The sequence below is a fragment of the Burkholderia sp. BKH01 genome (assembly GCF_025685725.1).
Lineage (GTDB): Bacteria > Pseudomonadota > Gammaproteobacteria > Burkholderiales > Burkholderiaceae > Burkholderia > Burkholderia pyrrocinia_C.
In genome coordinates, this window is record NZ_JAOTQT010000022.1 from 16,370 (window position 1) to 42,780 (window position 26,411).

Below are 26,411 nucleotides of genomic sequence, written 5' to 3' on the forward strand. Positions count from 1 at the left end.
CGCTTCACAACCGCGTGCAGCGCCGCGTTTGACTGCCAGCAGACATGCCGAAACCGGCAAAGGCGTGACAGAAATCTCAATTCAGCCCGCCATCATATCAGGGAATCACAGACAAAACCATCCTTTTGTCGATTCCGTGTGCACAGCCTTGCAACTCCGTCGCCGGGCCGGTCTCTGCCCCCCGTTAACCGGGCATCTGACCCACCCCGTCCGAAATGACAAAGAACGATAAAAAATCGGGACGAATCTCAACGCACCCCTCAAGTTTTGTTTTGGCACGCCGAAATCCTGCTCTGAGGCGGCCAGCAATGAACGAGTGCTTCCGCCGACGCCAAAACGGCTTTCCAGGGCTTTCGGCTTAAACAGGAGATTTTTCCATGCTCGGAATCAATAGCAACATCAACTCGCTGGTTGCTCAGCAGAACCTCAACGGCTCGCAAGGCGCACTGTCGCAAGCCATCACGCGTCTGTCGTCGGGCAAGCGTATCAACAGCGCAGCCGACGACGCAGCCGGCCTCGCGATTTCGACGCGGATGCAAACGCAGATCAACGGCCTGAACCAGGGCGTGTCGAACGCGAACGACGGCGTGTCGATGATTCAAACGGCATCGAGCGCACTGTCGTCGCTGACGAACAGCCTGCAGCGTATCCGCCAGCTGGCCGTCCAAGCGTCGACGGGCACGATGTCCACGACCGACCAGGCAGCACTGCAACAGGAAGTCTCGCAGCAGATCCAGGAAGTGAACCGTATCGCGTCGCAAACGACGTACAACGGCACGAACATCCTGAACGGCAACGCAGGCATCGTGTCGTTCCAGGTTGGCGCAAACGTCGGCCAGACGATCTCGCTGGACCTGAGCCAAAGCATGTCGGCTGCGAAGATCGGCGGCGGCCTGGTGCAGAAGGGCCAGACGGTCGGCACGGTGACGGGCCTGAGCCTCGACACCGCAGGCGTGTACACGTCGTCGGGCGCAGCGATTACCGCGATCAACGTGATGTCGGACGGTCAAGGTGGCTACACGTTCACCGACCAGAACGGCGGGGCCATCGCGCAAACCGTTGCCCAGTCTGTGTTCGGCGCAAGCGCAACGACCGGCACGGGCACGGCAGTCGGCGCTCTGTCGATCCAAACGAGCGCAACCAGCTCGAGCATGTCGGCAGCGTCGCTCACCGCGATCACGAACGCCGTTGCGCAGATCAACGCCGTCAACAAGCCGGCAACCGTGTCGGGCCTCGACATCAGCACGGTCAGCGGTGCAAACGTCGCGATGGTGTCGATCGACAACGCGCTGCAAACGGTGAACAACGTTCAGGCACAACTGGGCGCGGCACAAAACCGTTTCACGGCAATCGCAACGGCGCAGCAGGCAGAATCGACCGACCTGTCGTCGGCACAGTCGCAGATCACCGACGCGAACTTCGCGCAGGAAACCGCGAACATGTCGAAGAACCAGGTGCTGCAGCAGGCAGGCATCTCGGTGCTCGCACAGGCGAACTCGCTGCCGCAGCAGGTCCTGAAGCTCCTGCAGTAATCGCGTAGCAACCGACGGCCGGGCCCCGCGTAACGCGCGGCCCGGCCGCAAGCGCTTGGCGCGCGGGGCCTCGCCCCGCGGCCAGGTCTTCACCCAGCATTTCACGGATCATCCGCCGCACGGAGCAATACGATGTCGACGATCAATTCCGCCACCAACGCGGCCAACAGCCAGCTGCAGCAAGCCGCGCAATCGATCATCAGCGGTTCGACCGGCAACTCGTCGATGGACGTCAACTCGCTCGTGACGGCGCTCGTCAATGCGAAGATCGCCGGTCAAAGCGCCGCGCTCACCGCAAAGCAGGCCAGCGACAACACCCAGATTTCCGCGTACGGCGCCCTTTCGGCGGCGCTGAGCGCGCTGCAGGCCAGCCTCACGACGCTGTCGAACGGCTCGCTGCAGAACACCTTCACCGCGACCGCGAGCGGCACCGGCCTCACCGCGACCGCCGGCGCCGGCTCCGTCGCCGGCAGCTATTCGGTCGGCGTCACGCAGATCGCGACGTCGCAGTCGCTGTCGTCGGCCGCGTTCGGTTCGTCGACGGCGCTCGGCACCGGCACGATGACGCTGTCGCTCGGCAGCCAGTCGTTCACGGTCAACGTAAGCAGCACGAACAACACGCTGTCCGGCATCGCCGCCGCGATCAACACTGCAACCGGCAACCCGGGCATCGTCGCATCGGTCGTCAACGGCAGCGACGGCGCGCACCTCGTACTCAGCTCGACGCCGACCGGCGCTGCAAACACGATCAGCGTCGCGCTCAGCAACGTGTCCGGCGACAACGGCCTGTCCAGCCTCGGCGTCACGTCGACGGCCAGCACGACGGGCGGCCAGTCGACGTTCACGTCCGCGAACGGCAGCGCCGCGTGGAAGCAGAGCACGGCCGCGCAGGACGCCGCGTTCACGATCAACGGCATCGCCGGCACGAGCGCGAGCAACACCGTGACGAGCGCGATCACCGGCGTCACGCTGAACCTGACCACGGCCGCCGTCAACGCGAGCCAGACCCAGACGCTGACGGTCGCCTCCGACACGAAAACCCAAGCCGCCGCGGTCAACAACTTCGTGACGCTGTACAACACGCTCGTCACGACGATGAGCTCGCTGTCGAGCTTCACGTCCGGCGCGTCGTCGCAAGGCCCGCTGCTCGGCGATTCGACGCTGAACACGATCAAGAACTCGCTCGCGTCGATCGTCGCGAGCGGCGTGAACAACAACGGCTCGACGATCAACCTTGCGTCGATCGGCGTCACGCTGCAGGCCGACGGCACGCTGAAGACCGACAGCAATACGCTCAACACCGCGCTGCAGACCAACCCGTCGGGTGTTGCGTCGCTGTTCAACTCGACGAACGGAATCGGCGAGCAGCTGACGACGAACATCACGAACTACACGAAGACGAACGGGCTGATCGCCGCGCGCACGACGGCGCTCAGCAACGACCTGAAGAGCGTGACGACGCAGCAGACGAGCCTGTCGAACTACGCGACGCAGTTGACCAACCAGTACCAGGCGCAGTTCACCGCGCTCAACAAGCTGATGGCGACGATGAACAGCAACTCGCAGTACCTGACGCAGCTGTTCGGCGGCGCGAACAGCGCCGGCGCGATGTCGAACAACAAGGGCTGACCGCCGGCCGGACAGGAGAGCCACGATGGAACAGACCGAACTGATCGCGCAGCTCGACGCGCTCACCGATGCGATCGAACATGCGGCCACGATGGCCGACTGGATCGAGGCGACACGCCTCGTCGACGCGCGCGAGCCGCTCGTCGCGTCGCTCGCGGCCGACCAGCCGCCGGCCGGTATCGCCGCGATCCGCCGCATGCAGGCCAGCAACGAGCGCATCTTCGCCAACGCGCAACGCGCGCAGCAGGAGCTGACCGACGAATACCAGGCGGCGATGGGCCGCGTGCAGGCCGTCGGCCAGTACCAGAACGTCGCGAGCCGCTGACGCACCGCAAACGCCGCGCCAACCCGCGCGCGCCAACCAGACAACAAGAACTACACGCTGATGTGAGGGCGTGCTCGTTCGCCTCCGCCCGCCTCGTGCGGGCGTTTTTTTTGGCACGCCGACGGCCGCGTCGCCGTGCCGCGGCAGCCCGTTCAATCGGCCAAACTGACCGGGCTTTTACCGTCACCTCGCGGCATCGGCGCGGAGGCACGCTACCGATAATGGTATCGACCGACTTTCCGTAGATCCCATCATGCTCTCGTTCGAACTGTCCTCCTCCGCCACGCTTACGCCAGAACAGCAGCTTGCGCAGGACATCGCGCTCGTCCTGGACAACGCGCTCGAGCGCCAGCGCGCCGGTGCTTTCGACGACGCCCGGGCGCTGTACGAGGCCATCCTCGACGCAGTGCCCACGCATGGGGACGCGCACTACAACCTCGCGGTCCTGCTGGTCGATACGGGCCGCCCGGCCGATGCGATACCGCATTTCGAAGCCGCCATCGGCTCGAATCCGGCCAACGGCTACTACTGGGTCAGCTACATCCACGCGCTGCATCGCAGCGGACAAACGGCCGCTGCATGGATCGCCGTCGAGATCGCGCAACAGCGCGGCGTGCACGGCCCAGCACTGGACGGCCTGATCGCGCAGTTGGCATCGCCCGACACCGTGCTCGCGACTGCAGCGGTCGCCGTCGCCCCAAGCGGCATCGACGCGGCGATCGTCCTTGAAACCGCGGCCGGCCCGGCCGAGCGGAACGACGCCGGCAAGCCTGTCCGCCGCCCCAGCCAGACGCTACTGCAAAAGCACGCGGCGCTGTTCGACAAGAACAAGCACGCGGAAGCCACCGCGCTTGCGCGGAAACTGGTCGCCGACTACCCGGAAGACGGCGCATGCTGGCGCGCGCTGTCCGCATCGCATCACCGGGAAGGCCGCTTCGCGGAGTTGATCGAGGCCGGCCTGCGCACGGTCGCCTTGCTGCCGAACGAAGTGCTCGTGCGCATCCTGCTCGCCGATACATTCCGGGTGATGAACCGTCTCGCGGAAGCCGACGAACAGTGTCAGCGCCTGCTCGAGCTCCAGCCGGATCACCCGGAAGCGATGCGGGTCCGCGGTCTCGTGCTGTTCGCGATGCGCCGCACGGACGAAGCGATCGCGGCCTGCCGGCGCGCAGTCGAACTCGCACCCAGCGCGGCCGCCCCGATGAGCACGCTCGGCTTCGTGCTGCTCGAACTGGGCGCCACGCAGGAGGCGGTAGGCTGGCTGAAGCGCTCGATCGAAATCAACCCGACCGACAGCGTCACCCACAGCAGCATGCTGTTCTGTATCGCGCACAGCAGCGAATTCGATCCGCAGGCGCTCGTTACGGAACACCGCAAGTTCGGCGAGCGCTACGACAACCACAAACGCAAGCGCGCGGCCGTGTTCTCGAACCCGCGCGACCCGGCGCGCAAGCTGCAGGTCGGCTTCGTGTCGGGCGACCTGTTCAGCCACGCGGTTTCCTCCTACGCGGTGCCCGTGATCGAGCAGCTCGCGACCGATCCCGGCATTGCGATGCACTTCTATCACAATCACTTCGAGGAAGATCACACGTCCGAGCGCTTCAAGGCTCACGCCACGACCTGGCGCAACGTCGCCGGCATGAGCGACCAGGCCTTCCTCGAACGCGTGCGCAACGACCGCATCGACATCGTGATCGACCTGTCTGGCCATACCGGCCGCAACCGGCTCGTCGCGCTGGCGCAGCGCGCGGCGCCGGTGCAGGCGTCCTGGATCGGCTATCCGGCCACGACCGGCCTCAGCGAGATGGACTACTACCTGACGGACCGCTTCGTCGCGCCGCATGGCGCCTTCGACGACCAGTTCGTCGAGCAGATCGTGCGGCTGCCCGCGATCGCGCCGTTCATGCCACCGCCGAACTGCCCGCCCGTCAACGTACTGCCAGCGCTGCACACTGGCTATACGACCTACGCCAGCTTCAACCGCCTGAACAAGCTGAGCCAGCACGTGATCGCGGTCTGGGCGCGCGTGCTGCATGCGGACCCGACTGCGCGCATGGCACTCGGCGCGGTCGGCAACGACCGCGACCAGGACGCGCTGACCGAATGGTTCGCCGCCACGGGCATCGATGTCGGCCGCCTGACGTTCCACCGCCGTTCGAACATTCCGGTCTACATGCAGCAGCACCACGGCGTCGATCTCTGCCTCGACACGTTCCCGTACACCGGCTCGACGACCACGCTGAACGCGCTGTGGATGGGCGTACCGACCGTGACGCTCCCCGGCGCGACAATGGCCGGGCGCGGCAGCGCGGGCTGGCTGCAGCACGTCGGGCTCGACGAATACATCGCGACGAACGAAGACGATTTCGTCGCGAAGGCGCTGGCGCTCGGCCGCGACACCGCCGCGCTGCAGACGCTGCGCGCAGGCCTGCGCGCGCGCTGCTTGCAATCCGCCGCGTTCCGGCCGGCCATCGTCGCGGCCGGGCTGTCGTCGGCGCTGCGCACGATGTGGACCCGCTGGTGCGCGGGCGAACCCGTCACCGCATTCGACACGCCGCTGTTCGACGACACGGCGACCGCACAGGCCGCGGCCGAGGCCTGAACGCCACGCGCTATCGAGAAAGAGAGACCGCCATGACCGCCAGCCTTCCCGCATCGTCTGTCGCGCAACTGCCGCACGAACGCATCTACGTCACGCAACCGCACCTGCCGCCGCTCGAAGATTTCCTGCCGTACCTCGAGAAGATCTGGGAAAGCCGCACGCTGACCAACGGCGGCCCGTTTCACCAGCAGTTCGAGCGCGCGCTGTGCGAGTATCTCGGCGTGCCGTACCTGTCGCTGTTCGCGAACGGCACGCTCGCGCTCCTCACCGCGCTGCAGGCGCTGCGCATCAACGGCGAGGTGATCACGACGCCGTACTCGTTCGTCGCCACCGCGCATTCGCTGCTGTGGAACGGCATCAAACCGGTATTCGTCGACGTCACGCCCGGCACGCTCAATCTGGACCCCGCACGCATCGAGGCGGCGATCACGCCGCAGACCACCGCGATCATGCCCGTGCACTGCTACGGCAACCCGTGCGACGTCGACGCGATCCAGAAGATCGCCGACAACTACAACCTGCGCGTGATCTACGACGCGGCGCATGCGTTCGGTGTGCAAACGGATACGGGTAGCGTGCTCACCCACGGCGATCTGTCGGTGCTGAGCTTCCACGCGACGAAGGTCTTCAACACGTTCGAAGGCGGCGCGATCATCTGCCCCGATGCGAAGACCAAGCAGCGGATCGACCACCTGAAGAACTTCGGTTTCGTCGACGAAGTCACGGTCGTCGCGCCCGGCATCAACGGCAAGATGAGCGAGATCAACGCCGCATTCGGGATGCTCCAACTGCAGCACATCGACGGCGCGCTCGCACGCCGCCGCGAGATCGACGCGCTGTACCGCGCGCTGCTGGGCGACGTGCGCGGCATCCGCTGCGTGCCGCTCGGCGGCCAGACCGTCGCGAACCACGCGTACTTCGCGATCCTCGTCGACGAAGACTATCCGCTCGACCGCGATGCGCTGTACCGGAAGCTGCGCGACTACGACGTGTACGCGCGCCGCTACTTCCATCCGCTGATTTCGGAATTCCCGATGTACCGCGGGCTGCCGTCCGCGAACCGCGACAACCTGCCCGTCGCGTCGGAAGCCGCACGCAAGGTGCTGTGCCTGCCGATCTACCCGGCGCTCACCGACGCGATGGTCCGCCGTATCGTCGATCTGATCGCCTACTGACGCACGGCGCTTACAGGTAGCGCTCGCCGGCCGCGCGGCCGCGGATCCGGCGAGCCGGATTGCCGTACACGACCGTGTACGGCTCGACGTCGCGCAGCACGACCGCGCCCGCACCGACTACGCTGTGCTCGCCGACCGCGATCCGGTGCCGCAGCGTCGCGCCGAGGCCGATCGCGGCGCCCTGGCCGATCCGGCAGTTGCCGCCCGTGACGACGCCTGGCGCGAGGCTCGAGAAATTCTCCATCACGCCGTCGTGATCGAGCGACGCATTCGTGTTGACGATGCATCCGTCGCCGATCGTGCAGCACGGATTGATCACCACGCCAGCCATCACGACCGTGCCCGCGCCGATCGTCGATGCCTTGCCGATGCGCGCGGCCGGATGCACCGCCGACACGCACGGCAGGCCGGGCACGAGGGCCGCGAGATCGGCCGTCACTTTCTCGCGCGCGTGGTTGTCGCCGATGGCAACCAGCAGCCCGGCGATCCCGTGCGCGTCGAGCAGATGCGGCAGGTCGCGCTCGGCGCCCAGCACCGGGTAGCCGAGTGTCTCCTCGCCGCGCGGCCGGAACGAATCGATCAGCCCGGCGATCCGGTACCGGCCGGCCTGTTCGACGATATCGATCACGACCTTTGCGTGACCGGACGAGCCGACGATGACGATGTTTTCCACGAGGGCCTCAAATGATCTGAAAAGCAGGTGCGGCTTGGCTGCATTCCACGCAGTATGCCGCGTAGTCGCGTCGATTCGGTACGCGCCATCACGTCAGGACGGTTGGTGCCGTTTCGTCCGCCGTTGCGCGACGGGCCGCAAAATACGCCGCAAACGCCCCGCGCACACGCTCGGCCACCTGAATCCAGTTCTCGTCGCGCCTTCTCCGAAACAGCCGCACCGTGCCGGGATACCACGGCGAATCGTCGCGGCCGTGCATCCAGCGCCAATCGACGTCCTGATTCGGCAGCAGCACCCAGCAAGGCTTGCCGAGCGACGCGGCCAGATGCGCGGTGGACGTATCGACGCACACCACGAGATCGAGCTGCGCGACGATCGCAGCGGTATCCGCGAAATCGTCGATCTCCGAGCCGAGATGCAGCAACGGCAGGCTGCCCGGCGGATCGCGCGCCTCGTCCTCGCCCTGCCCCTTCTGCAGGCTTACGAAATTCACGCCTGAAACACTCCACAGCGGCGTCAGCAACGCCAGCGACGGCAGCGAGCGGTGCGCATCGTTGTGATGCTTCGGGTTGCCCTTCCACACGAGCCCGACGCGCGGGCCGGCCGGCAGCGCATCGAGGCGCGTGCGCCAGCGCGCGACGCAGGCGGGATCGGGCACGAGCCGCACCGGCGGCGGGATCGTGTCGAGCGTCGTGCCGACGTGCATCGGCGCGCTCAGCAGGCTCGTCCAGCAGTCGAATTCCTGCGCACACGCCGCGGCCGCATCGTGATCGAGCACTTCGTCGACGCCGTCGACCGTCTCCATCAGCCGATGCAGCGCGGGCTGGCACGCGAAGACCACGCGCGCCGCATTCCGCGCTTGAAATTCCGCGAAATAGCGGCTGAACTGCAGCATGTCGCCGAGGCCGTCTTCCTGCCAGACGAGCAGCGTCTTGCCGGCGAGCGGCTCGCCCTGCCACTGCGCGCACCGCAGCACCTCGCGCGTCCGGCGATGCACAAACGCCGACAGCTCGTAGCGCGCTTCGTATCGGCGCCAGCCTTCCTCGAACCGGCCGAGGCCGAGCAGCAGCGTCGCCAGCCCGAAACGGGCATCGCCATAGTCGGCGCGCAGCTCGAGCGCGCGGCGGTACGCGCGTTCGGCGTCGTCGTGGCGGCCTGCATGCTCGAACGTCGTGCCCAGGTTGTAATGCGCTTCGGCCATCTGCGGCGCGAGCGCGAGTGCGTCGCCGAACGCGGCCGTCGCTTCGTCGTGGCGGCCCTGCGCGCGCAGGACGCAGCCGAGATTGTTGTGCGGCTGCGGCAGGCCGGGGCGGCAGCGGATCGCGTCGCGATACGCCGCTTCCGCTTCGGGCAGGCGATCGAGATTCTGCAGCGCGATGCCGAGGTTGTAATGCGCTTCCGGATGGTCCGGGCATAGCGCGATTGTCTGCCGGCTGGCCGCTTCCGCTTCGGGCAGCCGCTGCATGTCAACGAGGATCGCGCCGAGATTCGCATGCGCTAGCGCGTGGTCGGCGCGAACCGCAATCGCGAGCCGGTACGCGAGTTCCGCCTCGGCCGGCCTGCCGAGAACGCGGAGCACATTGCCGAGATCGGTCAGCACGTCAGCGGACTGCGGCTCGATCAGCAGCGCCTGCCCGAACGCCTGCTCGGCTTCATCGAGCCGGCCGAGCGCTTCGAGCACCTTGCCGAGCCGGTGATGGTGAGATGCACGCAACGGCGTGACGGAAGCGAGCTGCCGGCGGAGGATCGCCTCCGCTTCAGGCAGGCGGTCCTGCGACACGAGCAGCGCGTCGAGGCCGTCGTATGGCGGATCGAACGCCGGCATCGCGTCGATCGCGCGCCGCCACCAGGCTTCAGCGTCGGCCAGCCGGTTCAGGCCGAGCGCACAAATGGCCGCGACGTGCAGCGCCGCAACGGCCGGCGCGGGCGCGTCGAGCAGCGGCGCGACACGCGACAGCGCGTCGGCGAACCGTCCGTCCTGGCACAGGGTCGCGGCTTGTTGAACGGGCGCGGAATAGTCGGAAGCAGGCGTCATGTCATGCGGCAATGCGCGGCCCGCATCGCGAACGAACGGTTAGATGGGGGTCGGTGCAGCGGCCGGGGGCCCGGACGTGCTTACAGCACGGTCCTTGGCCTCCTTGAGCGCCGCGAGGGTGTCGAGCGCACACCCTTCGTCGGCAGTGAGATCGACGAGAAATGCGTCGTTGTTCTGCTTGATCCAGTCGAGCGGCATATCCCACCACGCGAGCTGTAGCAGTTGTTCGCGCACTTTTTCCGTGAAGCGGAAGCGAACCAGACGTGCCGGCGAACCCGCATAGATCCCATAAGCCTCGGTGCGGAAATTGGGCGGAACGACGGTCCGCGCGCCGATCACGCATCCGCTCTCAATCTGGCTACCGCCAAGGAACAGCGCTTCATCTCCGATCCAGACGTCGTTGTGGATCACGGTATCCGCGTATTGCGGCATCGGCGCACTTACGAGGCCGTTACCGTAAATGCTGAACATGCTCGTGGAAATGGTGCGCATCTCGTGCTGACCGTTCAGCAGGAAACGCAGGCGCATTCCGCCGGCCACGTTCTTGCCGATCACGAGTTTCTGATGGCCCTGGTCGTACTTCACGATCGAGCCCACACCAAGCCCTGAGCAACGGCCGATATGAAAGGTGCCAACCTGCGCCTCCTCGTCGAGCCAGTCGCGGAAAAAATTGTTTGGAATAGACGAAACGGCACCATCCCGGTAGCCCAGCACAATGAAATGCTTCGCCCACGGATGGTCGGGCAACACGCCAATACAGTCGTCGGAGGTCGTAACGTTCATTCGCGATCGCAAGTGTGCCGGCGCCGCGGCTCGATGCCGGGGCCGCCTGGCAGGAACGGAGAAACGACGCGGCACATCGGCCGCGATCATGGACGATGCAGTATAGGAAGCACGCGACAACAACCGACAACGAATAAGAACGGCGTTCTGACTTCTGTTCCGTCGATGAGGCTGGTCTGATCCCGAGTCAGCGGCCAGGATAGGGCCGGCATCGAAATGGACTTGCCTTCGGCGCCCGACGGCCGGCGCCCGCTTTTCCATCACGGCGTTCCGGCGTCGACTTCCGCAGCGGCGTCGCCTCGATCCGGCCAACCCGCCCTCACCCACACGCGCCGCACCAGTCACGCTCAATTGCTCGACGAGCACCCGCCGCAACTGCTCGAACCGCATGAGCTGGAACTGCACGAACTCGACGAACCGCAGCTCGACGACGAGCCGCTACTGCCGGACGAATCCGAACCGCCCGTGCGCGCCGCCATCGGCGCCCGCATCAACGGCGGCGGCTCCATCAGCGCACTCGAATGCGCGGCCCACGCGGTGCCGGCCAGCGCTCCCGCACCAAACAGCGCGGCAGCCCAGAGCGACTCGTCCGGCGAATCGGACTCGCCGCGGCGTGCGCTCCGGTACGCGTCAAGCGACACCTGCCCACCCACCGTCAGGCCGCCGCGCCCGAATCCGGTCAGGCGCCGCGCGACGAAGTGGTATGCGATCGCGAACGCCGCCATGCAGATGACGAGCAACAGGACCGGACGTCCTCGACTCAGCCCGACCGCCAGTTTCGCCGCGCCCGTGCCGAGCACCAGCAGCGCAATCGTGCGCGCGGCCATGCGCGCCGTCCGCATCTCGCCGGGCGCCCAAAACCAGCCGCAGTCGCGCAACGAATCCGCATATTCGGAGAACCGACGCGCCAGCAGCTGCCGGAACGCGCCGAAGCTGGCCTCTCCGCCCGGTTGCCCATCCAGCCAGTAGCATTCGTCCGCATAGGCGCCGGCGCGCCTCACATCGATGCTCTGCACGCGCGCGCCCAGTCGCCCCGCCATCCTCAGGTCGATCGCGCCCGCCTGGATGAGCGACAGCGTCGCGACTTGCACGACCCTCGATTCGTCTCCGACGAGATACGCGACTTCCTCGACCGTCAGGTTCGGCGGCGCTTCGCGAGCGCGCGCGCCCCAGCGCCGGCAGCGATATTCGATCTGTTGCAGGCCCACGATCAGCAACAACGCGACCACGCACGCCAGCACGTAGAACGCGAGAAACTGCGGCCCTGTGTAGTTCAGCACGTTGAAGTCCTGCGCCGACGCGCAGGTCGCAGCGACACTCGCGGCGGCCGCCGGCCACACGAGCTTCGGCAGCCGGTTGCGCCAGGTCCTGCCGGCCAGCGGGGCGGCCGGCGAATCCGGTTCGACCGGCTCGTCCGCGGCCGGCAGGTCCGGCTGTGGCGATCCGGGCACGGCATGCAGGTCCGCAGGTGGCCAGATCGACTCCGGCGGCTCGCAGCCGAACAGCCGGCGATAGCTGTCGAGCGTGTCGCGATAGCGCTGCGCGTACACCTCGGCTTCGTCCGGCGCCCCCGTACCGGGCATGTGATGCAGCCGCGCGCGCAGCACGCCGGCGCAGAAGACGTCCCAGTATTCGAGCGTGTATTGCAGATGGAAATGCCAGGCGGCATCGACCGCGACCGACGGCGTGACCGGGTGCCCGGCCACCTGCGCGAGAAACGCGAAGCGCTTGTATTCGTCGATCACGGCCAGCGCGTGCGCGTGCGACCAGCCTTCGGCGTCAGCGAGGCGCCGGCTGTACGGCAGCGGCGCGTTCGGATCGTCGGGGGAATACGCATGCAGGCGTGCGAGCAAGGCATGCTGCGCATCGGTCAGCGTGCGGGCATCGACTGCGGTCGAGCGGGACGGGATGGCAGCCATCGGGAGTCGGCGCGATGCGCGGACGGCCGCCGCGATCGACGCTTGGAGTTGTCGTTGCGGGCGATTCTCGCATAACGGTGCAGCGGTGAGACGCCTGTCCGCCGGTACTGCCCGGAGTCGGGCGATGCGACGGGCTCGGAAGATGTGTGCCCGGCAAGCGCAGTCGCAGCTGCAGCCGCAGCCGATCGAGGATCACGACACCAAAAAGCGCTGATGGCCGCCAACTGGCTGCGATTTCACTGCGGGAAGGGAAACGGTAGTACGGAGAAACCGACGAGTGCCTGAACAGGCATGTTTTGGCGCGCCCGGCTGGGATCGAACCAGCAACCCCTGCCTTCGGAGTTTTATCAGCGCACAACAGTCCCTTATAAATCAATGCCTTGCGCGACTCGCAATCTGCAAAACCAAGGCTAATCAAGGTCAATCAGGGCCAACCAAGCTCATCCAAACTGTAATTTCACTGTAGTGCTGCAACGCTAGGCGCTCCAGGTTGTTACACCTCGCGCCGTCGCTTCTGACGTGACAGCCAGCCCCTCCATATGTGCGCACGTTTGCGCCGCACCGTCCCCTATCTGTAACGTCGCGCTCTACCCGCGATGAGCTCCACGGTATGTATAGCGCGACACCAAGCCGGGCAACTGAATGCACAAGGCTATGGCGCTCTACGTTGTGGCTGCGGGCAAGTCGAGCGCAATCCGTCGATGTGTTCGTTCAAGTTCGGAGGAATCCCTTTCCACATGGGATCGAGGATGAAATCGATACCCTCGCGTCGGGCCTGTTTAGCTGCCGGTACGAAATCGGCATCTCCGGCTATCAGAACGATCTGATCCACCTGCTTTTTGAACGCCAACGAGGAGACGTCGACCCCGATGCGCATATCGACGCCCTTTTGCCGCACATCTACCATGACGTCATCCGCTGTAACGTCCGCCATCTGGATCCGCCCCGCCAGCAGGTCGGCGATCTTCTCCGGCTTGATTATCCACGGGGTAAGTGTCGACAGATGGCCCAAGCGAAGTGCAACCTTTCGCATTCCGCGTAGATGCTCATGGAGTTCTAAGCGAAACACAGCCTCAGGCGACTTGCTGAAATCAACCGCCCTTTTGCTGACCGGGTTGTGCATTTTCTTTTCCAGCGGCGGGCAATCGTAGAAGAAAATTCGATAAAGCTCGCGGCGCTGGCCCCGCACCTGTTGTCGTGCGGCCTGTTCCTCGTTTCCTGCCCCATTCCGACGCGGCCTTGGCGTCAGATGAGCACACGCCCATCGGTGCGCGCATTCCGCAGCACGCCGCGCGTCGTGCGCATTGTGCGGTTCGATCGCCCGAAAGCGCTTGATGAAGAAAGCCCCGTCAATCAGGATCGCCGTCGGCATACCCGTCCCCGTTTTTTCTGATTTCAGAACGCAAAAAAGCCCAAGGGTTCGGCGCGGCGCTGGATGGTGTGCGTCGGCGTACTGCCAAGGGCTCGATACGGCAAACGATAGCAAAAGATATTACTTAGTGCAAGGCTAAGTATGTCGTTGCAATCGCAGAATCAGTGCATTGTAGTGCAACGATCTGCATGAAAACGCACGATTTCCGGGCACCCCGGAACGCCCGGAGACCCGCTCCACATGGGCCGTTGAGCCGGGTAGCCCGGTGCACTAAAACCGCCCTGTCAAGCGGAGCCCGCAGGCGGGGAGGGGACCGCGCAGCGGCCGCCGCAGGCCCGATACATTCCCCTCCCCCATCCCTACTAGAAATGCCAACAGCGCCCCGCCACGAGCCCTTGGTTCCCCTCCTGTTCGTCGCCAGCCCATATTTGTCGTCGCAGTCGACCGGCCGCACCAGACGCCCGTGGTGCAGCCGGCGGCGGCTCGCGATCTGACCCGAAGATTGGATTCGTAAGATAATGTTGTGTTATTGAAAGGCGAGCCAAGGCCAGGCTCGGCGAATCCCTAAAAAGAACCGGAACACAAGTTTGAACAGGCGAAACTTTTTGATGGCGGCAGCGTTGGTGCCGCTTCTCGGGGCATGCGGTCGCAACAAAACGTCCGTGAAGTTCGAACCACGGCAAATCCTCACCGGCCCTACGCCGAAAAACGGGGGCAGTCACACCCTGACGTTCGGCGCCGACGGCATCACTTTCCTGCTCGATGGTGCGCCATTCCAGATTCGTAGCGGCGAAATGCATCCGGCGCGCATCCCGCGCGAGTACTGGCGCCAGCGAATCCAGATGGCGAAGGCGATGGGGATGAACACCATCGCCGTCTACGTCATGTGGAATTTCCACGAGACGGCCGCGGGTAAATTCGATTTCGAGTCAGACGAGCGCGACGTCGAGACATTCATGCAGCTCTGCCAGGACGAAGGCATGTGGGTGCTGCTACGGCCCGGCCCGTATATCTGCGGCGAGTGGGATCTGGGTGGCATCCCTTCGCGCCTGCTCGCACACGATGACATTCAATTGCGTGTGGGCTCGCACCGTGACCCGCGCTTCATGGATGCAGCGCGTCAGTACATTGCTGAACTGGTGCCGCGAGTGCGCCCGTTGATGTCGGCAAACGGCGGGCCGATCTTACTGATCCAGATCGAAAACGAGTATGCGACCTATGGCGACGACATCGCCTATCTGGAGGAAATACGGCGGGCATGGGTGGACGGCGGAATCGCCGGGCCGTTCTTTACCGACGACGGTGTCAAGCAATTGCGGGAAAACCGAACTGCGCTTGACGGCTGCGCGATCGGCCTCAGTGGACCGAAAGCACACGACATCGATCGGATACGCGAAGAGTTCCCCGGTTCTACCGTTATGGGCGGCGAAGTCTATCCGGGCTTCTTCACCCATTGGGGCGACCAGAAATTCCAGGGGGATGACTCCGATATCTCGCGCGAGCTATCGGATTTCATGCGCTACGGTCTGTCGTTCAGCATTTACGTGATCCACGGCGGCACGAGCTTCGGCTTTACGGCCGGCGCGAACCGGGATCACAAGACAGGTGACTATCAACCTGACATCACGAGCTACGACTACTTCGCGCCAATCGACGAGCAGGGACGTGCGGCGGCAAGTTTCATGCGCTACCGCAACCTGATCCAGGCGCACCTGTCCGAACCGCTTCCGCCCGTACCGGCAGCACCGCCCACGATCGAGCTCGCCGGCGATCATTCTCTGCGGCCGTTTCTTTTCGCATCGCTATGGGACAACCTGCCGGCGCCGATCGCGACAAGCGACGCCCCGCGGCCGATGGAAATGCACGGCCAACAGGCCGGCTTCGTTCTTTACCGCCACGCGGACATCGGCGGAGCCGGCGGCCCGCTATCGGCGGGTGACGTTCATGACTATGCGACCGTGTTCGTTGACGCCGAATATGCTGGCGGCATCACGCGAGCAAAAATGCCGCGCTATCTCGCCGAAGGGCTGCGCGTCGTACCAAACAGCGAGCACGTCACACTTCCGACCGGTGGCAAGGTGCTCGACGTGCTCGTCGAAGGCATGGGCCGCGTCAACTACGGTGACGATCTGATTGACCGAAAGGGCATTGACGGGGACGTGACAGTCGGTGCGAAGCCGCTACGCGAATGGACAACGTATGCGCTCCCGATGGACGCCGAGTACATCACGACACTGCGGGAGCGATGCACGAATCCGACACGACCGGGCCTCTTCTTCAAAGCGGCACTCGTGCTCGAACAGGTGGGCGATACGTTCCTGGACATGCGCGACTGGATCAAAGGCATCGTCTGGGTCAATGGACGCAACCTCGGCCGCTACTGGAACGTCGGTCCTCAATTTCGACTGTTCTGCCCTGCCCCTTGGCTGCGAACTGGGTACAACGAAGTGGTGATCTTCGACATGCATCAAATCACGCCGGCACCAATCGACCTTCGTTCAACGCTCACAGGTTGAGCCACCGCCGCGCCGCAGCTGCGATGGCACTACGCTCAACCTACACAACCGCCGGCGCCGGCGGAATCTCGTAGTCGTCGAACGAAACGACCTCTTCGCCGACCCAGTCATTCAGCTCGGCGAAGCGCGCCTGCAGCGGTTTGATTTCGTTCCGGCCGAACACGCGCGCCGCGGTGTCCGGCGTGCCGAACCCGCCCGAGTTGCTCGGCACAATGCCGAGCAGTTGCGGTGGCACGCGATGCGCGGCAAGCAGGTCGTCGCGCGTCACGTTCTTGATGTTGAAGAACTCGTCCTTCGCCGCGACCTCCGACACGGGAATGAGCTGGATGCCGTCCTTCTTCCCGCCCGGCGCGTACATGAACACGTTGCGGAAATTGCCCGGCCCCTTCGCGTTCTTCAACGCCGTGCGCATGTTGTCGACATCCTCCTGTTTCTGCGCCGCGTCGGTCATGTAGAGGATGAAGCCGGCGTGGCTGCCGTTTTCGTAATACTTCCGCCGGAACAGCGTCGACGACTCGTTCAGCCAGGCCGAGTGAAGCGAGCTGAGATATTCCGGCAGGCCGTACACCTCCTGGTTGATGTCCGGTCGCATGAGCTGGAACACGCTGCCCGGCTCGAACTCGTGCTTGTCCTGCCAGCCGTTCACGTACACGAAGCCGCTGAAATCTGCCTTGCGCCGCGTGTATTTCGCCAGGGCGGGTTCGAGCCGCAGCGTGTCGCCGAGCTGATTGCGCCGGCGTTCCAGATAGCCGTTGCCGAACGTCAGGAAGTCGAGCGCCCATCGCTCGAACGCATGCCGCGACAGCCACCTATGCGGCCGGAATGTCGACGCCAGCACGTTCGCCTTGAAGTACAGCGCGGAGCTATGGTGCGTGCTCGCGCGGAACGACTTCGCCAGGCCAGCAAAGCTGACGGGCGGCTCGAACCAATCGCCGTTCGACCAGCATTCGACGTAATCGAGAATCTCGGCCCGGTTCATGACCGGCGTGGGATCGTCGAAGGTGAAGACCTCGGCGCGCGCCGGCGCGGCGCCGGCGGCTCCCGACTCCGGCACGGCCGCGAACGTGCGCGGCGCGCGCGATCGGCGCTTGCTCATGAATAGAACTCCGTGAAAGATGAAGAATTGATGTCGCCGCCGGCGAGCGGCTCGCGGTCGATCGCGTGCAGGCAGGCCCACGCAAGGTCGGCGTGGCCCGTCTCTTCGTTGCGGTCGGCGGTGTAGGTTGCATGTCGCCCGCTTGCCGTCATGGTCTGTTTGATTCCCATGAACGCCGCGGCCAGGTCGGTCCATCCCGCGTCGAATTGCAGGCGGCCGTTGCGGATGACGGATTGCCCCTTCAGCACAAGGCGGGTTTTGACCTCGGGCGAGTAGTTCAATGCAACGGCCGCCGGGTAGAACTTCCGCACGAGCTGATAGACGCCCTGCCCCATGCCCGTCGTGTCGATCGCGATATAGCCGACGTTGTAGCGCTGCGTGATCTGTTCGATCGCCGCGGCCTGTTCCTCGAAGTCGTTGCCGCGGAACTGGTGACGTTCGAGCACGCGGAACGTCCCACCCTCGACACGCGGCGGCGCCACTACAACGAGACCGGCCGAGTCGCCAGTCAGCGCCGGATCGTAGCCAACCCACACCTCGCGATAGCCGAACGGGCGCAGCAGCAGCGGCGAGAAGTCGTCTGCCCATTCCTCCCACGAGTCGACCATGCACCGCTGCAGCTCGGCCAGCTTGAACACCGACACCGAATCGTCGATGAACTGGCACATCAGCAGGTTCGCGAAAGCCTCTGCGCTGTACCGGCGCCGAAGTCTCTCCAAGTCGAACAAGTCGCAGCCGCCCTCGATCGCGTCGAGTACGGTGACGATCTGACGCCACTGCTCGTCCTCGCCCAGCATGCCTCGCACGAGCGCTTCGTGGCTCGTGTCGATCTGGATACGATCGCCAGGCGCGCGCCCACGATTCGCATCGGCGCCGCTCCAGAACGCGTAGGCTTCATGGGTCGTACTCGACGGCGTGCTGAAGTAGGTCAGCCGCCAGCGTTTGTGCATCGCCATGCCCGACGCAACGGTATTCAGCTCGCGGAACTTCGGCACCCAGAAATATTCGTCGAAGTACAGATTGCCGTGATACGACTGCGCGGTGCGCGAGTTCGTCCCCAGGAAGTACAGCGTCGCACCGTTCGGCAGAATGATCGGATCGCCCGTCAGCTCAACGTCAGCCACGTCACGCGCGAACTGCACGATGTACTGTTTGAAGACGTGCGCCTGTGCCTTGCTGGCCGACAGAAAAATCTGGTTGCGGCCGGTATCGAGCGCGTCGACGAATGCCTCGCGTGCGAAATACCACGTCGCGCCGATCTGCCGTGACTTCAGGATATTGCGCGTCTGCTGATCGCCGTTTCGATACCAAACCTTCTGGTAGTCGAACAGTGATTCGCGGAACGCCTTCACGATCCGCTCTTCCTGTTCCTCGCTGATTTCGTTTTTCGGCGGCTTGCGCTTCGGCCCGGCATTGCGTGCGGCAATGTTCGGGTTCAGGTCGCCTTCCTTCCCCGTCTCCCCGTATTTCTGCACGCGCGCGAGCCGCTCGATCTGTCGGCCGAGCAGGTCGATTTCCTTGTAGTCCGCGCCGTCTTTCTTGTCCTTCGCAATCAGGACCATCAGGCGCGTTTCGGCCGCCGCCTCGATACGCTCGATCGGCGTCGCGTCTTTCCACTTGTCGCGACGGCACCACGACGCCACGGTCGCGGGCTTCAGTTCGAGATGCCGCGCGATCGACGAGATGCGCCAGCCTTGCCAGTAGAGTGAACGCGCGATCTGTCGCACGTTCGCTTCGCGTTGAATTGGATCTGTCGTTTCGAGCATGCGGCAAGCGTAGGGCGACGCGCGCGCGCGATCACGCGGAGCACTACGTACCCATGCGAGCAACACACGCCGCTCGTTGAGCCGTGGCGCGTGAAGGTCGAACATGGGAACCACATTCACTGACCCACGGTTCGACCTCTCTCTATGGCAACCAACAAAACGAAGTTTTTCCGCGTCGCAGTCGAAGGTGCGACTGTCGATGGTCGCGAGATCAAGCGCGAATGGCTCACGCAGATGGCGAAGAACTACAACCGCGAACTGTACGGCGCGCGTCTCAATATCGAGCACCTGAAGGGATGGGCGCCGCTCTCGGCAACCAACCCGTTCGGCGCGTATGGCGATGTGATCGCGCTGAAGGCATCCGAGATCGAAGACGGCCCGCTGAAAGGCAAGATGGGGCTGTACGCGCAGCTCGATCCGACCGACGAGCTGGTCGCACTGTCGAAGAAGCGCCAGAAGGTTTTCACGTCGATCGAAGTCAATCCCGACTTCGCAGACATCGGCGAAGCGTATCTGGTCGGCCTGGCCGCGACCGACGACCCGGCGAGCCTCGGCACCGAAGCACTGCAATTCGCGGCGCGCCGTTCGAACAATCTGTTCTCGGCCGCGTGCGAAACGTCGATCGAGTTCGAAGGCGAACCCGAATCGACGAGCCTGCTGTCCATCGTCAAAGGCATGTTCGCGCGCAATCGCTCGACGGACGATCAACGTGACGCCGACGTGCGCCACGCAGTCGAAGAAATCGCCGGCTTCGCCAGTCAGCAGGGCCGCGACGTCGCCGCGCTGCGCGTCGACCTCACCACCGCGCAGGACGATGCGGCCGCCGCGAAGAAGCGCGCCGACGAGGCGATGGCCGCTGTCGAAGCACTGACTGCGAAGCTGTCGGCCACCGATAACGGCGCACCGCGGCGCCAGCCGTCGACCGGTTCGACCGGCGAGCTCGTGACCGACTGCTGATCCCTTCCACGCTCACACCCCGGAGAACCCAACTCATGAAGAAGGAAACGCGCCAGGCGTATCGAAAGTACGCCGCGCAAATCGCCAAGCTGAACGACACCGACGACGTATCGCAGAAATTCGCCGTCGAGCCGTCCGTCCAGCAAACGCTCGAAACCAAAATGCAGGAATCGAGCGCATTCCTGAAGAGCATCAATATCCTGCCCGTGACCGAGCTGGAAGGCGAAAAGCTCGGCCTGTCGGTATCCGGTCCGATCGCGAGCCGCACCGACACGACGAAGGCCGAACGCCAGCCGATCGACCCGACGGCGCTGGACAGCAACCGCTACCGCTGCGAGAAAACCGACTACGACACGGCCATTACGTACCGCAAGCTCGACGCCTGGGCGAAATTCCCCGACTTCCAGCAGCGCATCCGCAATGTGATCCTCAACCAGTCTGCGCTCGACCGGATCATGATCGGCTGGAACGGCGTCAAGGCGGCACTGTCGACGGACAAGGCAGCGAACCCGCTGTTGCAGGACGTGAACATCGGTTGGCTGCAACAGTATCGCGACCGCGCGTCGCACCGCGTGCTGCACGAAGGCGCGAAGGAAGCCGGCAAGGTGCTCGTCGGTAAAGGCGGCGACTACGTGAATCTCGACGCACTCGTGATGGACGTTGTGTCGTCGATGATCGACCCGTGGTTCCAGGAAGATACGGGGCTCGTCGTGATCTGCGGCCGCGAGCTGCTGCACGACAAGTACTTCCCGATCGTCAACACGACGCAGGCTCCGACCGAGCAGCTCGCGGCCGACCTGATCGTCAGCCAGAAGCGCATCGGCAACCTGCCGGCCGTGCGCGTGCCGTTCTTCCCGAAGCGCGCGATGATGGTGACGAAGCTCGAAAACCTGTCCATCTACTTCCAGGAAGGTGCGCGCCGGCGCTCGCTGATCGACAACCCGAAGCGCGACCAAATCGAGAACTACGAATCGTCGAACGACGCGTATGTCGTCGAAGATTTCGGTTGCGGCTGCGTCGCGGAAAACATCGAACTGGTGCCGGCATGACGATCAACACGCCCGCTCGCGCGCACTTCGCGCGTGTGTCGGCCGCCCGCGCGGCGGCCGCGACGGCGCCCGGTCAGACGATGGCCGGTGCGACGCCGTACGAGCTGATGCTCGCGAAGCTCGCTGCCGACCGCCGCGCCCTGAAGGGCGTGCAGTCGGTCGCCCGCAAGGTCGAACTGAAGCGGAAGTTGCTGCCGGAGTACGCCGACTACGTGGCGGGCGTGTTGAACGGCGGCCGCGGCGCCCAGGACGACGTACTCGTGACGGTCATGGTCTGGCGCATCGATGCCGGCGACTATGACGGCGCGCTCGCGATTGCCGCCTACGCGCTCACGCACGGTCTCGCCCTGCCCGACCAGTTCGAACGGTCGCTCGCATCCGTCGTCGCCGAGCAGTTCGCCGATGCCGCGCTGGCCGCGTTCCTGGAGCGCAGCACGTTCGACGCCGCCAGCCTGGAGCTGGTCGACGAGCTGACGGCAGACGCGGACATGCACGACCAGGTGCGCGCGAAGCTCTGCAAGGCGCTCGGCTATGCCGTACAGGAAGCCGATCCGCAGCGCGCCCTCGACTATCTGCGCCGCGCGCTGTCGTTGAACGACCGCGTCGGCGTGAAAAAAGACATCGATCGGCTTTCGAAGTTGATCGAAGCCACGGGCCGTCCGGGCGACGGCGCCGAAGGCACGTAAAGAGCCCACCCCGGCATGGCGGCACCGAAGGCACGGCCCAACGCCTGACGGACACCGGCCTTGACCTTCGGTCCACCGCCATCACACCCCGAATCAACCATGAACAGTTTCGTTGCCACTGCTGCGCCTTCCGTCGCCGCGTCGCCGATCGACGGCACGCTGACGAACGACGGTTTCTTCCCGGACATCGACCTGTCGGCGCTGCGCGACGCGATGCGCCTGGACGGCACCGTGACACGCGAGCGCCTGCACCATGCCGCGCGCGACGCCATGCTGACCGTCAACGACGAGCTGGCCGCATGGCGCACCCGGCAGCGGGCAGCGGGCGCCGCGTCACTCGCCGACGTGCCAGCCGAGCGCGTCGAGGGGGAATCCGTGCTCGTGTTCCGCTACCGGCGCGCCGTCTACCACTTGGCGCACGCGGACGTGACAGAGAAATACCGCGGCTTCGACTCGACGAAGAGCGGCGGCCAGGTGGCGGCCGAGCTGGCCGTGACCGCCGACGAGTCGCGCCGCAACGCACGGTGGGCCATCAGCGACATCCTGGGCGTCGCGCGCTCGACGGTTGAGCTGATCTGATGAAGGTCGCCACGCTTCAGGGCGAAACGCTCGACGCTCTTTGCTGGCGCTACTACGCCAGCACGGCCGGCACCGTCGAAGCGGTCCTGGAAGCAAATCCCGGCCTCGCAGAGCTGGGCGTCGTGCTGCCGATGGGAACCGTCGTCGACATGCCCGAGCTGAACACGATCGAGCAGACGAAGCCCCTCCTGCAACTGTTTGATTGACCTGGAATTGTCCGAATGGCTGAACCGAACACCACTACCGCCGCAGCGCTGGCCGCCGCGATCGGCCTGGCCGGCATCGCGCCGGGCATCGACGGCGACGCGCTGATCGGCGCGTTCGCCGGCGCGGCGCTTGTCGTCGTCACGTCGAAAGACCTCGGCATCGGCCGGCGCGCCGCATACATGCTCATCTCGCTCGTGATGGGCTATCTGGCCGCACCCGAAATCACCCACATCGTGCCAGTTCGCTCGTCGGGCGTCGCCGCGTTCTTCGCCGCCGCGCTCGTCATCACGGTCACGCTGACGCTGATGGAGCGCGTGAAGGACATCGACTTCGGCGCGCTGATCCGCAGGGGGAAATGACATGCACCTGTCGTTTGCCCTGGTCGCGCTCGCCGCGCACCTCGCCGTCATCCTGCGCGTGCTGACCTACCGGAAGAACGGTGCGCGGCACCGCTCGCACGTCGCCTGGACGGCCTGGCTGATCGTCGCGATTTCCGGCGGCTCGGCAATCGAGCTGCTCATCCATCCGCAGCCGGTCGGCTTCTTCCAGGCCGTGCAGGCCGTGTTGCTGGCCCTGTTTGTCCACCTCGCGCGCGGCAACGTCGCGCACCTTCTCCGGAGCACCGAATCATGAATATCCTCCGTTTCAACGACCGCGGCGCGGAAGTCGGTCTGCTGCAGCAACGTCTCGCCCGCGCCGGCTACGCGCTCGACGTGTCCCACCTGTACGACGAAGCGACCGAGCAAGCGGTGAAGGCGCTCCAGGCCGCGGCCGGGATCGTCGTCGACGGGATCGCCGGCCCGAACACGTACGCTGTGCTGTCGGCTGGCCAGCGCGACCGCAAACACCTGACCGAAGCGGACATCACGCGTGCCGCGGACAAACTCGGCGTTTCGCCCGCATGCGTGCGCGCCGTCAACGAAGTGGAATCGCGCGGCTCGGGGTTTCTGGCGGACGGCCGGCCCGTGATCCTGTTCGAGCGGCATGTCATGTACCGGCAGCTCGTCGACAGCATCGGCGCGAATGACGCCGTCCACTACTCGCTGCTGTTCCCGAACGTCGTCAACCAGAAGCCGGGCGGCTACCAGGGCGGCGCCGCCGAATACGTGCGGCTCGACACCGCCGCGCGCGTCCACGCGGCATCGGCTTACGAATCGGCGAGCTGGGGCGCGTTCCAGGTGATGGGCTACCACTGGAAGCGCCTCGGCTACGCGAGCATCGACGAGTTCGTCGCGCGGATGGAGACGAGCGAGGGCGACCAGCTCGACGGGTTCGTGCGCTTCGTCGCGGCTGACTCGTCGCTGCTGTCCGCGCTGAAAAACCGGAAGTGGGCTGCCTTCGCGAAGGGCTACAACGGCCCGGACTATGCCCGCAACCTCTACGACGCGAAGCTCGCCCAGGCGTACGAACGCTACGCCGGCGCGAAGGCGGCCGCGTGACCGGGCCAGGCCTTCGCTTCTGGCTGGCGCTCGCGGTGCTCGTCGCGGCGGTCGCAGGCGCGCAATATGTGCGCGCGCTGCAGGGACGCCTCGCCACGGCACAGGATGCCGCCCGCCAGGCGAAACAGGATGTGGACACGCGCGACGCGATCATTGGCCGGCTGCTCACGAATGCCCGTGAGAAAGACGAGCAGCGCGCGCAGCTCGACCGCACACGCGACACCGTCGACGCGACGCTCGCCGCGTATCAATCGCAACTCCGGAAACTCATCGATGAGAACGAAGCCGTTCGCACGTGGGCTGCTGCTCGCCTGCCTGACGACGTTGTGCGCCTGCACAGCAGCCCTGCCCTCGCCGGCGCCAACGATTACGCTCAACGCGTGCGCGACGGTGACACGGTGCACGCTGCCGGCCGCTCACCCGCAGACGAACGGTGATCTGAGCGACGCGCTGACCGTCGCGCGGGCGGCATGGGCGCGCTGTGCGGCCGAAGTCGACATGATTGCTGCGTGCCAGGCGCGCAGTCAGACGAACCCGCAGGCGGCCGCCCATGATTAAACCGAACAGCCTGCGCGCCGCGCTCGTCGCGGCGATTCCGCAGCTCGCCGCTGCGCCCGACCTGCTCGTCGTCTTCATCAACGACGGCCACATTGTCGCGACCGGCACACGCACGCCGTCGTTCGAATACCGGTACGAGTGCGAGATTCTCATCCGCGACTTCATCGGCAACGCCGACGACGTGATGATTGCGGTTGTCGAATGGGCGCGCGCGAACCAACCCGACCTCGTGACCAACGCCGACCAGCGCCGCGACGGCATGACGTTCATCGCCGACATTCTCGCGAACGATGCCGTCGACCTCGCGGTTAAGCTGAAGCTCACGGAAAGCGTTGTGGTCGGTATGGACGAAGGCGGCCGCCGCACGGTCGAACACGTCGACGACGCGGCCGAACACTGGGTGGTGTAATGGATGATGATCTGCGTGCGCTTGAAAAGTGGGCCGGCGGGCTGCTCGCGAAGCTGGCGCCGGCAGCTCGCCGGCGTCTGTTTCGCGAGCTGGGACGCGATATGCGTCGTGCGCAACAGTCGCGCGTCGCCGCGCAGCAAAACCCGGACGGCAGCGCGTACGTGCCGCGCAAGATCAAGAAGGGCGGCAAGGGCTTGCGCACTAAGGTCGGCCGCATCAAGCGGCAGGCGATGTTTCGCAAGCTGCGCACCGCCCGCTATCTGCGGATCGATGTCGACGACACGGGGCTCGCGATCGGGTTCGACGACCGCCTGTCGCGCATCGTGCGCGTTCACCAGGAGGGCCAGAAGGCCCCCGTCGAACCGGGCGGTCCGCTCGCACAGTATCCGGTTCGCGTCGTGCTCGGCTTCGCCGCGGCCGATCGCGAGCTTGTGCGCGATCGATTACTACGTTACTTGAATCGCTGAAAATTCCTTGTGTATGATTAATTGCCGGCTGTAGAGCGGCAATATCACTGGGGATTAGTAATGAAGCTAGGTCAAGCCAGAATACGTGTCACTCGCATGCGAATCATTTCGGCCATGCTTGGAATTGTTTCCGGTCTAATTGTAGTCATAGGGTTTATCAAAGGATTCTATTATTACGCCGAGTCGCTTAATGCCGCTGCGCTACCTCCCCTAGCGCGACTGACTGCATTCGCCAAGCATGGCATCGAGCTACTGTACGCTGGCACTCCTTTTTTGGGACTATTCTGGTCTAACGCCCCACTCGCGGCTCCGTACGATCTCAAGTGGCCTGGAAACTATTGGCTGATTTTTTGGGCCGCCGTTTTCATGATTAGTCAATCGATTTGGAGCGCTGCATCGCGCCTGAATCAACGCATCAGGGCCTGCATCAAGCGTGTTGAAGAGCTCGGCTGGGATCAAGAATTGTTGAGGCAAATGGGTGTCGTCCAAGGCGCAAAACCCGATGTCATGCAAATAAACATCGAGCTTGACCAAAAAGACCAGTGGTACAAGCGGCCGGTCGGGTTGATCGCAATCGCAGTCGCCGCAACCGTCTTGGGCCAACTCGCCAATCTGAAATTTGGCCTCGTTCACTGAG

26 protein-coding genes are annotated in these 26,411 nt (G+C 64.9%); 19 read left to right on the forward strand and 7 right to left on the reverse strand.

Annotation, left to right across the window (positions count from 1 at the left end):
• Positions 1-377 precede the first annotated feature (377 nt).
• From OEJ37_RS26035 to vioA, 5 genes are all read left to right on the forward strand, one after another.
• Positions 378-1,532 (forward strand): flagellin, encoded by a 1,155-nt coding sequence (locus OEJ37_RS26035; protein WP_263346924.1) that lies wholly within the window; start codon positions 378-380, stop codon positions 1,530-1,532.
• 132 nt (positions 1,533-1,664) lie between these two features.
• On the forward strand, positions 1,665-3,161 hold the full coding sequence (gene fliD / locus OEJ37_RS26040; RefSeq protein WP_174418264.1) for a flagellar filament capping protein FliD: 1,497 nt from the start codon (positions 1,665-1,667) through the stop codon (positions 3,159-3,161).
• A gap of 25 nt (positions 3,162-3,186) precedes the next feature.
• The gene (locus OEJ37_RS26045) at positions 3,187-3,486 is read left to right on the forward strand and encodes a flagellar protein FliT (RefSeq protein ID WP_174418265.1); all 300 of its coding nucleotides are present in this window, start codon (positions 3,187-3,189) and stop codon (positions 3,484-3,486) included.
• A 253-nt stretch (positions 3,487-3,739) separates the two neighbouring features.
• On the forward strand, positions 3,740-6,088 hold the full coding sequence (locus OEJ37_RS26050) for a tetratricopeptide repeat protein (protein ID WP_263346931.1): 2,349 nt from the start codon (positions 3,740-3,742) through the stop codon (positions 6,086-6,088).
• Positions 6,089-6,120: 32 nt separating this feature from the next.
• Positions 6,121-7,263 carry a dTDP-4-amino-4,6-dideoxy-D-glucose aminotransferase VioA gene (gene vioA / locus OEJ37_RS26055; RefSeq protein WP_263346934.1) on the forward strand — a complete coding sequence of 381 codons (1,143 nt, stop codon included), beginning with the start codon at positions 6,121-6,123 and terminating at the stop codon, positions 7,261-7,263.
• A 10-nt stretch (positions 7,264-7,273) separates the two neighbouring features.
• On the opposite strand, the gene OEJ37_RS26060 is transcribed toward vioA, so the two are convergent.
• From OEJ37_RS26060 to OEJ37_RS26080, 5 genes are all read right to left on the reverse strand, one after another.
• Positions 7,274-7,936 carry an acetyltransferase gene (locus OEJ37_RS26060; protein WP_263346937.1) on the reverse strand — a complete coding sequence of 221 codons (663 nt, stop codon included), beginning with the start codon at positions 7,934-7,936 and terminating at the stop codon, positions 7,274-7,276.
• Positions 7,937-8,024: 88 nt separating this feature from the next.
• A complete protein-coding gene (locus OEJ37_RS26065) occupies positions 8,025-9,971 on the reverse strand; it encodes a tetratricopeptide repeat-containing glycosyltransferase family protein (RefSeq protein WP_263346941.1) in 1,947 nt (648 codons plus the stop codon).
• A 39-nt stretch (positions 9,972-10,010) separates the two neighbouring features.
• A complete protein-coding gene (locus OEJ37_RS26070; protein ID WP_263346944.1) occupies positions 10,011-10,754 on the reverse strand; it encodes an acetyltransferase in 744 nt (247 codons plus the stop codon).
• Positions 10,755-11,101: 347 nt separating this feature from the next.
• Positions 11,102-12,673, reverse strand: a complete 1,572-nt coding sequence (locus tag OEJ37_RS26075; protein ID WP_263346947.1) for a TIGR04222 domain-containing membrane protein — start codon at positions 12,671-12,673, stop codon at positions 11,102-11,104.
• Between the two features lie 652 nt (positions 12,674-13,325).
• Complete coding sequence (locus tag OEJ37_RS26080) at positions 13,326-14,045, reverse strand: NYN domain-containing protein (protein WP_263346949.1); 720 nt, start codon at positions 14,043-14,045, stop codon at positions 13,326-13,328.
• 662 nt (positions 14,046-14,707) lie between these two features.
• On the opposite strand from OEJ37_RS26080, the gene OEJ37_RS26085 reads away from it, so the two are divergent.
• The gene (locus OEJ37_RS26085; RefSeq protein WP_263346952.1) at positions 14,708-16,561 is read left to right on the forward strand and encodes a beta-galactosidase; all 1,854 of its coding nucleotides are present in this window, start codon (positions 14,708-14,710) and stop codon (positions 16,559-16,561) included.
• A 40-nt stretch (positions 16,562-16,601) separates the two neighbouring features.
• Here the strand turns inward: OEJ37_RS26085 and OEJ37_RS26090 are convergent, their stop codons facing one another.
• Positions 16,602-17,657: a phage portal protein gene (locus tag OEJ37_RS26090; protein WP_263346954.1), complete on the reverse strand. Its 1,056-nt coding sequence runs from the start codon at positions 17,655-17,657 to the stop codon at positions 16,602-16,604.
• Entirely contained in the window at positions 17,654-19,423 is a 1,770-nt protein-coding gene (locus OEJ37_RS26095) for a terminase ATPase subunit family protein (protein WP_176049248.1), read from the reverse strand. The genes OEJ37_RS26090 and OEJ37_RS26095 overlap by 4 nt, the downstream gene beginning before the upstream one ends.
• A gap of 144 nt (positions 19,424-19,567) precedes the next feature.
• On the opposite strand from OEJ37_RS26095, the gene OEJ37_RS26100 reads away from it, so the two are divergent.
• From OEJ37_RS26100 to OEJ37_RS26160, 13 genes are all read left to right on the forward strand, one after another.
• A complete protein-coding gene (locus tag OEJ37_RS26100) occupies positions 19,568-20,380 on the forward strand; it encodes a GPO family capsid scaffolding protein (protein WP_016038218.1) in 813 nt (270 codons plus the stop codon).
• Between the two features lie 35 nt (positions 20,381-20,415).
• Positions 20,416-21,429 carry a phage major capsid protein, P2 family gene (locus OEJ37_RS26105; RefSeq protein WP_263346959.1) on the forward strand — a complete coding sequence of 338 codons (1,014 nt, stop codon included), beginning with the start codon at positions 20,416-20,418 and terminating at the stop codon, positions 21,427-21,429.
• On the forward strand, positions 21,426-22,115 hold the full coding sequence (locus OEJ37_RS26110) for a terminase endonuclease subunit (protein ID WP_263346961.1): 690 nt from the start codon (positions 21,426-21,428) through the stop codon (positions 22,113-22,115). Before OEJ37_RS26105 ends, OEJ37_RS26110 begins: the two co-directional genes overlap by 4 nt.
• Before the next feature lie 99 nt (positions 22,116-22,214).
• A complete protein-coding gene (locus OEJ37_RS26115) occupies positions 22,215-22,694 on the forward strand; it encodes a head completion/stabilization protein (protein ID WP_263347101.1) in 480 nt (159 codons plus the stop codon).
• Positions 22,694-22,900, forward strand: a complete 207-nt coding sequence (locus OEJ37_RS26120; protein WP_263346963.1) for a tail protein X — start codon at positions 22,694-22,696, stop codon at positions 22,898-22,900. The genes OEJ37_RS26115 and OEJ37_RS26120 overlap by 1 nt, the downstream gene beginning before the upstream one ends.
• 15 nt (positions 22,901-22,915) lie before the next feature.
• Entirely contained in the window at positions 22,916-23,260 is a 345-nt protein-coding gene (locus OEJ37_RS26125; protein WP_059543853.1) for a putative holin, read from the forward strand.
• Position 23,261: 1 nt separating this feature from the next.
• Positions 23,262-23,534: a phage holin family protein gene (locus OEJ37_RS26130; protein ID WP_263346966.1), complete on the forward strand. Its 273-nt coding sequence runs from the start codon at positions 23,262-23,264 to the stop codon at positions 23,532-23,534.
• Positions 23,531-24,340, forward strand: a complete 810-nt coding sequence (locus tag OEJ37_RS26135; protein WP_263346968.1) for an N-acetylmuramidase family protein — start codon at positions 23,531-23,533, stop codon at positions 24,338-24,340. Before OEJ37_RS26130 ends, OEJ37_RS26135 begins: the two co-directional genes overlap by 4 nt.
• Entirely contained in the window at positions 24,337-24,777 is a 441-nt protein-coding gene (gene lysB, locus OEJ37_RS26140; protein ID WP_263346970.1) for an Rz-like lysis system protein LysB, read from the forward strand. The genes OEJ37_RS26135 and lysB overlap by 4 nt, the downstream gene beginning before the upstream one ends.
• Positions 24,665-24,898: an Rz1-like lysis system protein LysC gene (gene lysC, locus OEJ37_RS26145; RefSeq protein WP_263346973.1), complete on the forward strand. Its 234-nt coding sequence runs from the start codon at positions 24,665-24,667 to the stop codon at positions 24,896-24,898. The genes lysB and lysC overlap by 113 nt, the downstream gene beginning before the upstream one ends.
• Positions 24,891-25,307 carry a phage tail protein gene (locus tag OEJ37_RS26150; protein ID WP_176025569.1) on the forward strand — a complete coding sequence of 139 codons (417 nt, stop codon included), beginning with the start codon at positions 24,891-24,893 and terminating at the stop codon, positions 25,305-25,307. The genes lysC and OEJ37_RS26150 overlap by 8 nt, the downstream gene beginning before the upstream one ends.
• Positions 25,307-25,774, forward strand: coding sequence for a phage virion morphogenesis protein (locus OEJ37_RS26155; protein ID WP_263346977.1), 468 nt, complete (start codon positions 25,307-25,309; stop codon positions 25,772-25,774). The genes OEJ37_RS26150 and OEJ37_RS26155 overlap by 1 nt, the downstream gene beginning before the upstream one ends.
• Positions 25,775-25,870: 96 nt before the next feature.
• Positions 25,871-26,410 (forward strand): YniB family protein, encoded by a 540-nt coding sequence (locus OEJ37_RS26160; RefSeq protein ID WP_193759957.1) that lies wholly within the window; start codon positions 25,871-25,873, stop codon positions 26,408-26,410.
• Position 26,411 lies beyond the last annotated feature (1 nt).

Bases quoted from the DNA above. Each gene is read 5' to 3' on its own strand.
- OEJ37_RS26070 (WP_263346944.1), bottom strand. From the start codon at position 10,754: ATGAACGTTACGACCTCCGACGACTGTATTGGCGTGTTGCCCGACCAT.
- OEJ37_RS26050 (WP_263346931.1), top strand. From the start codon at position 3,740: ATGCTCTCGTTCGAACTGTCCTCCTCCGCCACGCTTACGCCAGAACAG.
- OEJ37_RS26160 (WP_193759957.1), top strand. From the start codon at position 25,871: ATGCGAATCATTTCGGCCATGCTTGGAATTGTTTCCGGTCTAATTGTA.
- OEJ37_RS26120 (WP_263346963.1), top strand. From the start codon at position 22,694: ATGAAGGTCGCCACGCTTCAGGGCGAAACGCTCGACGCTCTTTGCTGG.
- OEJ37_RS26065 (WP_263346941.1), bottom strand. From the start codon at position 9,971: ATGACGCCTGCTTCCGACTATTCCGCGCCCGTTCAACAAGCCGCGACC.
- OEJ37_RS26100 (WP_016038218.1), top strand. From the start codon at position 19,568: ATGGCAACCAACAAAACGAAGTTTTTCCGCGTCGCAGTCGAAGGTGCG.
- OEJ37_RS26135 (WP_263346968.1), top strand. From the start codon at position 23,531: ATGAATATCCTCCGTTTCAACGACCGCGGCGCGGAAGTCGGTCTGCTG.
- OEJ37_RS26095 (WP_176049248.1), bottom strand. From the start codon at position 19,423: ATGCTCGAAACGACAGATCCAATTCAACGCGAAGCGAACGTGCGACAG.
- OEJ37_RS26150 (WP_176025569.1), top strand. From the start codon at position 24,891: ATGATTAAACCGAACAGCCTGCGCGCCGCGCTCGTCGCGGCGATTCCG.
- OEJ37_RS26045 (WP_174418265.1), top strand. From the start codon at position 3,187: ATGGAACAGACCGAACTGATCGCGCAGCTCGACGCGCTCACCGATGCG.
- OEJ37_RS26115 (WP_263347101.1), top strand. From the start codon at position 22,215: ATGAACAGTTTCGTTGCCACTGCTGCGCCTTCCGTCGCCGCGTCGCCG.
- OEJ37_RS26035 (WP_263346924.1), top strand. From the start codon at position 378: ATGCTCGGAATCAATAGCAACATCAACTCGCTGGTTGCTCAGCAGAAC.
- OEJ37_RS26075 (WP_263346947.1), bottom strand. From the start codon at position 12,673: ATGGCTGCCATCCCGTCCCGCTCGACCGCAGTCGATGCCCGCACGCTG.
- vioA (WP_263346934.1), top strand. From the start codon at position 6,121: ATGACCGCCAGCCTTCCCGCATCGTCTGTCGCGCAACTGCCGCACGAA.
- OEJ37_RS26090 (WP_263346954.1), bottom strand. From the start codon at position 17,657: ATGAGCAAGCGCCGATCGCGCGCGCCGCGCACGTTCGCGGCCGTGCCG.
- OEJ37_RS26110 (WP_263346961.1), top strand. From the start codon at position 21,426: ATGACGATCAACACGCCCGCTCGCGCGCACTTCGCGCGTGTGTCGGCC.
- OEJ37_RS26080 (WP_263346949.1), bottom strand. From the start codon at position 14,045: ATGCCGACGGCGATCCTGATTGACGGGGCTTTCTTCATCAAGCGCTTT.
- OEJ37_RS26105 (WP_263346959.1), top strand. From the start codon at position 20,416: ATGAAGAAGGAAACGCGCCAGGCGTATCGAAAGTACGCCGCGCAAATC.
- OEJ37_RS26125 (WP_059543853.1), top strand. From the start codon at position 22,916: ATGGCTGAACCGAACACCACTACCGCCGCAGCGCTGGCCGCCGCGATC.
- fliD (WP_174418264.1), top strand. From the start codon at position 1,665: ATGTCGACGATCAATTCCGCCACCAACGCGGCCAACAGCCAGCTGCAG.
- OEJ37_RS26130 (WP_263346966.1), top strand. From the start codon at position 23,262: ATGCACCTGTCGTTTGCCCTGGTCGCGCTCGCCGCGCACCTCGCCGTC.
- OEJ37_RS26155 (WP_263346977.1), top strand. From the start codon at position 25,307: ATGGATGATGATCTGCGTGCGCTTGAAAAGTGGGCCGGCGGGCTGCTC.